The sequence below is a fragment of the Methylorubrum podarium genome, assembly GCF_022179745.1.
GTDB classification, from domain to species: domain Bacteria; phylum Pseudomonadota; class Alphaproteobacteria; order Rhizobiales; family Beijerinckiaceae; genus Methylobacterium; species Methylobacterium podarium.
In genome coordinates this window covers 1-7,007 of record NZ_BPRD01000302.1, presented here as the reverse complement: position 1 = coordinate 7,007, position 7,007 = coordinate 1, and the positions used below count along the sequence as shown (strand labels likewise).

General features: G+C 69.4%; 4 protein-coding genes. All 4 read left to right on the top strand.

Annotated elements, in window-relative coordinates:
* Positions 1 to 2,428 (top strand): sensor histidine kinase (locus MFF42_RS15305; protein ID WP_238256505.1); only part of this gene is annotated, 2,428 nt, incomplete at its 5' end.
* A gap of 283 nt (positions 2,429 to 2,711) precedes the next feature.
* Positions 2,712 to 4,661, top strand: a complete 1,950-nt coding sequence (acs, locus tag MFF42_RS15300; RefSeq protein WP_238256504.1) for an acetate--CoA ligase — start codon at positions 2,712 to 2,714, stop codon at positions 4,659 to 4,661.
* A 216-nt stretch (positions 4,662 to 4,877) separates the two neighbouring features.
* Positions 4,878 to 5,264, top strand: a complete 387-nt coding sequence (locus MFF42_RS15295) for a DUF485 domain-containing protein (RefSeq protein ID WP_238256503.1) — start codon at positions 4,878 to 4,880, stop codon at positions 5,262 to 5,264.
* Positions 5,265 to 5,329: 65 nt separating this feature from the next.
* Positions 5,330 to 6,973: a cation acetate symporter gene (locus MFF42_RS15290; protein ID WP_238256506.1), complete on the top strand. Its 1,644-nt coding sequence runs from the start codon at positions 5,330 to 5,332 to the stop codon at positions 6,971 to 6,973.
* Positions 6,974 to 7,007: the final 34 nt, after the last annotated feature.

Here is a 7,007-nt window from a genome sequence, read left to right as displayed (position 1 = left end):
CGTCCGCGAGGGCGGCGCGCTGCTCGTCCTCGATGGCGCTGCCGAGCGGATCCTCCATGCCGACGGCGCGGCTCTGTCGCTGCGGGCGGGTGTCGCCGATTCCGAAGGCGTCGTCCTGCCCGCTCTGCGGTTGTCGGCGCAGATCGGTCGTGCCGGCACCCTCGACGCGCGGCCGCGCATGGTCCGCCTGCGCTTCGATCCCCGCGGTGTCGCCCCGCCGGTGGTCGCCCTCGCCGCGCGCGTCGAGATCGCGCCGGGCGATCCCGTCCTCCTCCTCGCACCGATCGGCGCCTTGCCGGCCCTGCGGCCGTTCGAGACCGCGTCGGCGAAAGTCGATCCGGCGCCCGAGGCGGTGGTCTCCTCGGACGTCGTGCCGGAGGCCTCGAAGCCCGATACGACGCCGCAGCCGGCCGCGGAGACGGGGGATCTGCCGGTGCGCCTGATCTGGCGCAGCGACTCCGGGGGCGTGCTGACGCACATCTCGCGCACCCATCCCGACCTTGCCGAGGCCCTGCTCGGCCGGCCCTGGGCGCTGCTCGCCGCCGACGGCGTGATCGAGGGTGCGGCGCTGACGGAGGCGCTCTCGGCCCGCCGCACCTTCCGCGCCCTGCCGCTCGTGGTGCACGGGCGGTCCTACGAGCACGACCTCGAAATCTCCGGTGCCCCGTCCGGTCGCGCGACGGAGGATTTCTCCGGGTTCGGCGGTTTCGCGATTCTCGGCGAGCGGCGCCCGCGGACGATCGCGCACGAGGAGCCCGCACCCGACGACGGGCCGGAGGCGGAGCCCGTCCGCGAGCCGGAGCCGGACGCCGGCCTGTCGGTGAACGAGCATGCGGCCTTCCGCGAGGTGGCGCGCATCCTCGGCTTGCGGTTCGCGCCCGACGAGGCGGCCGAGGACGCGGCGCCGGTCTCCGCGCAGCCCGAGGCCGCGGCGAAAAACTCCGTCATGCCGTTCCCGACGCCGCCGTCCCGGCTCGCGGAGACCGAGGCCCGGGCCCAGGCGGCCCTGACGGAGCTGCTCGAAAGCCTGCCGGTCGGAGTCCTGGTCTACCGCGGAAGCGAGATGCTGTTCGCCAGCCGCACCTTCCTCGGCCTCACCGGCTACACGGACCTGCCGGCCCTGCGTCAGGCCGGTCTCGCCCACCTCTTCCGCGGCCTCCCGCCGAGGGACCGTGAGATCGTTGGGCCGGTCCCCTTCGCCCGGCCCGAGGGGGGCACGGTGGCGCTCCTGGTCGATCGGGCCGGTCTCGTCTGGGAGGGGGCGCCGGCCGAAATCTGCCTCGCGCGGGCGACGCCGGCCGCCGGAGCGGGTCAGCTTCCCGCCGTGCCGGCCAATGCCGCGCGGCTGCGGGCGGAGAAGGTGCTGGATAGCCTGGAAGAGGGGGTCGTCACCATCGACGCCGAGGGCCGGGTCGTGGGCCTGAATCCGAGCGCGGCCGAACTCGTTCACGCCCATCCCAAGGAGGTCGTGGGCGGGCGCTTCGCCGATCTCTTCGCGCCCGAGAGCCTGACGGCCCTCGAGACCGCGGTCACCAATTCCCGGCGCTCGGGTGCGAGCGAGATCCACGGCGTCACGCCGCGCACCGGGGCGGCGGCCCTGCGCCTGCGCATCGCCCGGCTGCTGGGCGAGGACGCGCCGGGCTACTGCGCCAGCCTGCGCGAGATCCGCGACGAGGACACCGCGCCTCCGGCCGCTTCCGTCGGCCAGCCCGCGCCGCGGAGCGAGACCGAGGCGGAAGCCTCCTGGAGGGCCAACGCGCTCGCCCGCGTCAGCCGCGAGATCCGCCCCTCGCTCAACGCGATCCTCAGCCTCACCGACATGATGCTCTCGGACCGCTTCGACCGGGCGGATGCCGAGCGTCTGGAGGCGTATCTGCGCGAGGTGCGTCTCTCCGGCGGCCGGATCGCCGGCCTGATCGACGATCTGCGCGACCTCGCCGAGATCCAGGCCGGCCGCGGCAAGCTCACCTTCGCCGACCTTGCCCTCAACGATCTCGTCGCCTCCTGCATCGCCGCGCAGCAGGCGCAGGCGGCGCGGGACCGCATCGTCCTGCGCACCAGCCTCGCTCCGGCTCTGCCGGCCATACGGGCGGACGAGCGCTCGATCCGGCAGGCGACGCTGAACGTGCTCGGAAACGCCATCCGCGTGACCGAGGCCGGCGGGCAGGTGATCATCTCGACGACCCTCGCCGAACGAGGAGAGGTCGCCCTGCGGGTGCGCGACACCGGCACCGGCATGACCGAGGACGAGTTGACCAGCGCGCTCGAACCGTTCCGCGCCGATGTCGGCCCCGACGCCGAGGGCGAGGAGAAGGGGTTCGGACTGACGCTCACCAAGGCGCTCGTGGAGGCCAATCGCGGCCGCTTCCGCATCACCAGCCGCAAGGACGAGGGCACCCTCGTCGAGATGCTGTTTCCGGCCGCCTGACAGAGCGGCCGGCGCCCGGTCCGGTCGCGTGCGTCCGGTGCGTCGAGCGCTCAATTCTTGTGGAACGACAAGCGTTTCGCGGATTTATCAGAGACTCGTAGCGCGAGCCGGAGGGTCGGCGAAAAACCCACAATCAATTAGTGCACAACTCGATTGCGCAAAATTGCAGAACTCGACTTTTTGGTGCTTGCCGGGTGTCTTCAACTGCGCTTATGAGTTCTGAGGAAGCCCCGGCTGCGCGGACCTTCGCGATACGATCGGGCACCGGCAGGGAAGAAACCCAATGAGCGAGAAGGTCATCGACGTTCAGGATGCCTGGCGGGAGCGGGCACTGATCGACGACGCCAAGTACAAGGAAATGTATACGGCCTCCGTCTCCGATCCCGAGGCGTTCTGGGCCGAGCACGGCAAGCGGATCGACTGGTCGACGCCGTTCAGCAAAGTCAAGAATACGAGCTTCGCGCCGGGCAACGTCTCGATCAAATGGTTCGAGGACGGAAAGACCAACGTCGCACTCAACTGCATCGACCGTCATCTCGCGACCCGCGGCGACCAGACCGCCATCATCTGGGAGGGGGACGACCCCAACGAGTCGAAGCACATCACCTACAAGCAGTTGCACGCGGAAGTGTGCCGGATGGCCAACGTCCTGCGCAACCGCGGCGTCGGCAAGGGTGACCGCGTCACGCTCTATCTGCCGATGATCCCCGAGGCCGCCTACGCGATGCTGGCCTGCGCGCGGCTCGGGGCCATCCACGCCATCGTCTTCGGCGGCTTCTCGCCCGACTCCCTGGCGAGCCGCATCAAGGGCTGCGGCTCGAAGCTCGTCATCACCGCCGACGAGGGGCTGCGCGGCGGGCGCAAGGTGCCGCTCAAGGCCAATGTCGACGAGGCGATCAAGCGCCTCGATCAGGATCTCGTGGACCACGTGATCGTGGTGAAGCGCACCGGCGGCAACGTGGCGATGGAGCCCGGCCGCGACGTCTACTACCACGAGGCCGCCGCGCAGGTGACGGACGAGTGCCCGGCCGAGGCGGTCGAAGCCGAGCACCCGCTCTTCATCCTCTACACCTCGGGCTCGACCGGCCAGCCGAAGGGCGTGGTGCACACCACCGGCGGCTATCTCGTCTACGCCGCGATGACCCACCAGTACGTCTTCGACTACCACGACGGCGACATCTACTGGTGCACGGCGGATGTGGGCTGGGTCACCGGCCACAGCTACATCGTCTACGGCCCGCTCGCGAACGGCGCGACCACGCTGATGTTCGAGGGGATCCCGACCTACCCGTCGAACTCCCGCTTCTGGGAAGTCATCGACAAGCACAAGGTCAACATCTTCTACACCGCGCCGACCGCGATCCGCTCGCTGATGGGCGGCGGCGAGGGGCCGGTGAAGAAGACCTCGCGCGCCTCGCTCCGGGTGCTCGGCTCGGTCGGCGAGCCGATCAACCCCGAGGCCTGGGACTGGTACTACCGCGTCGTCGGCGATTCCCGCTGCTCCATCGTCGATACCTGGTGGCAGACCGAGACCGGCGGCATCCTCATCACGCCGCTGCCCGGCGCCACCAAGCTCAAGCCCGGCTCGGCGACGCGACCCTTCTTCGGCGTGCAGCCGGTGATGGTCGATGCCGAGGGCAAGGCACTCGACGGTCCTTGCGAGGGCAACCTCTGCATCAAGGACAGCTGGCCCGGCCAGATGCGCACGGTCTACGGCGACCACGAGCGGTTCGAGCAGACCTACTTCTCGACCTACAGGAACCTCTACTTCACCGGCGACGGCGCCCGCCGCGATGCGGACGGTTATTACTGGATCACCGGCCGCGTCGACGACGTCATCAACGTGTCGGGCCACCGCATGGGCACGGCCGAGGTCGAATCCTCGCTCGTCGCGCACCCGAAGGTCTCGGAGGCCGCGGTCGTCGGCTATCCGCACAACGTGAAGGGCCAGGGCATCTACGCCTACGTCACCCTCAACGAGGGCGAGGAGGGCTCGGACGAGCTGCGCAAGGAACTCGTGACCTGGGTCCGCAAGGATATCGGCCCGATCGCCTCGCCCGACCTGATCCAGTTCGCGCCGGGCCTGCCCAAGACCCGCTCGGGCAAGATCATGCGCCGTATCCTGCGCAAGATCGCCGAGGACGATTTCGGCTCGCTCGGCGACACCTCGACCCTCGCCGAGCCGGCGGTCGTCGACGATCTGATCGAGAACCGGCAGAACCGCTCGGCCTGAGCGCGTTCCGACAGGTCCGGCCGCGCCCCGCGCGGCCGGAGCCGTTTCACGCATGGTCCACGGACCGGAGGACACCGTGCCGGGCGCCCGCTTCGGGCGCCCCGGTCTCGGCTTGCGCTGGGGCGAGCGCCAACGCCCCGATTGTCATCATCACAGAATAAGCAGCCGATCCCGGCCGGTCGCCGCGCCGGGATACGATCGCGCCGGAGGAAATTCATGAGCACCTTACAGACGGCGGGGCCGTCCGCGACGCCGGACGCCCGCTCGCTCCACGGAGCGGGAACCCTCGACATGCCCGAGCCCGATCACCGGCTCGATCGCATCGCCGAGCACCCGACCTTCAAGACCCTGGTCCACGAACGCACGCGCTTCGGCTGGATCCTCACCGGCCTGATGCTGGCGGTCTATTTCGGCTTCATCGGCCTCATCGCCTTCGACAAGGCGCTGCTCGCCACCAAGGTCGGCGGCACCGCCTCGCTCGGCTTCTACATGGGCATGTTCGTCATCGTCTTCGCCTTCGTGCTGACCGGCCTCTACGTCGCCCGCGCCAACACCCGCTACGACCGGCTCTCGTCCGACCTCATCCGGAGCCTCGCCAAGTGAGCCGCAGCGTGATCTGTCTCATCCCCCGAGCCGCCCTGTTCCTCGGCGTGACGCTCGCCCTCGGCATGGGGTCGGCGCTCGCCGCCGGCCCGGACCTGGGGGCCGTGCAGAAGCAGGCCACGAACTGGCCCGCGATCTTCATGTTCCTGTTCTTCGTGCTGTTCACCCTCGGCATCACCTACCGGGCGGCCAAGGGCTCCAAGTCGGCGGCCGACTTCTACGCCGCGGGCGGCGGCATCTCGGCGCGCACGAACTCGCTGGCGATCGCCGGCGACTACATGTCGGCGGCGTCCTTCCTCGGCATCTCCGGGCTCGTCTATTCCTCGGGCTTCGACGGCCTGATCTACTCGACGGGCTTCCTCGTCGGCTGGCCGATCGTGCTGTTCCTGATCGCGGAGCGGCTGCGCAACCTCGGCAAGTTCACCTTCGCCGACGTCGCGAGCTTCCGCCTCGACCAGACCTCGATCCGCATCATCTCGGCCACCGGCACCCTCGTCGTGGTGGCGTTCTACCTGATCGCGCAGATGGTCGGCGCGGGGAAGCTGATCCAGCTCCTGTTCGGCCTCGACTACCTCTACGCGGTGGTGATCGTCGGCGCGCTGATGATCATCTACGTCGCCTTCGGCGGCATGAAGGCGACGACCTGGGTGCAGGTCATCAAGGCCTGCCTGCTGCTCGGCGGCGCGACCTTCATGGCCGGCGCCGTGCTCTACCTCTACGACTTCAGCCCGGAGAAGCTGTTCGCGGCCGCCGTGCAGACGCATCCGAAGGGCGACGCCATCATGGCGCCCGGCGGCCTCGTCTCGAACCCGATCGACTCGATCTCGCTCGGCGTCGGCCTGATGTTCGGCACCGCCGGCCTGCCGCACATTCTGATGCGCTTCTTCACGGTGTCGGACGCCCAGGCCGCCCGCAAGTCGGTGTTCTACGCCACCGGCCTGATCGGCTACTTCTACATCCTCACCTTCATCATCGGCTTCGGCGGCATCGCCCTGCTGATGTCCGATCCGAGCTACTTCAAGCTCGGTGCGGACGGCACGACCTACGACAAGATCAAGGACATGGTCGGCGGCTCCAACATGGTGGCCGTGAACCTCGCCAACGCCGTCGGCGGGCCGTACTTCCTCGGCTTCATCTCGGCGGTGGCCTTCGCGACCATCCTCGCGGTGGTGGCGGGGCTGACGCTGGCCGGCGCCTCGGCGATCAGCCACGATCTCTACGCGCAGGTCTTCGCCCGCGGGCGGACCACGGAGCGGGCGGAGGTGAACCTGTCCAAGTTCTCCGCCGTCGCCATCGGCATCGTCGCGATCTATCTCGGCTACGTCTTCGAGAACCAGAACGTCGCCTTCATGGTCGGCCTCGCCTTCTCCGTGGCGGCGAGCTGCAACTTCCCGGTCCTGACCATGTCGATCCTCTGGCGCGGCACCACGACCTGGGGCGCCCTGGCGGGCGGCCTCGTCGGCCTGGTCGCGGCGGTGGTCATGGTGGTGCTGTCCGACGCGGTCTGGGTGAAGACCTTCGGCCATCCGGCGGCGCTGTTCCCCTACGCGAACCCGGCTTTGTTCTCGATGCCGCTGGCCTTCCTGACGATCTGGGGGGTCTCGAAGATCGACCGGACCCGCCGGGGGGACCGTGAGCGCGCCGCCTTCGATGCCCAGTTCGTGCGCTCGGAGACCGGCATCGGCGCTTCATCCGCCCACGCGCACTGAGCGTCGGCATAGATCAACCTGGAAGGGCGCGGCC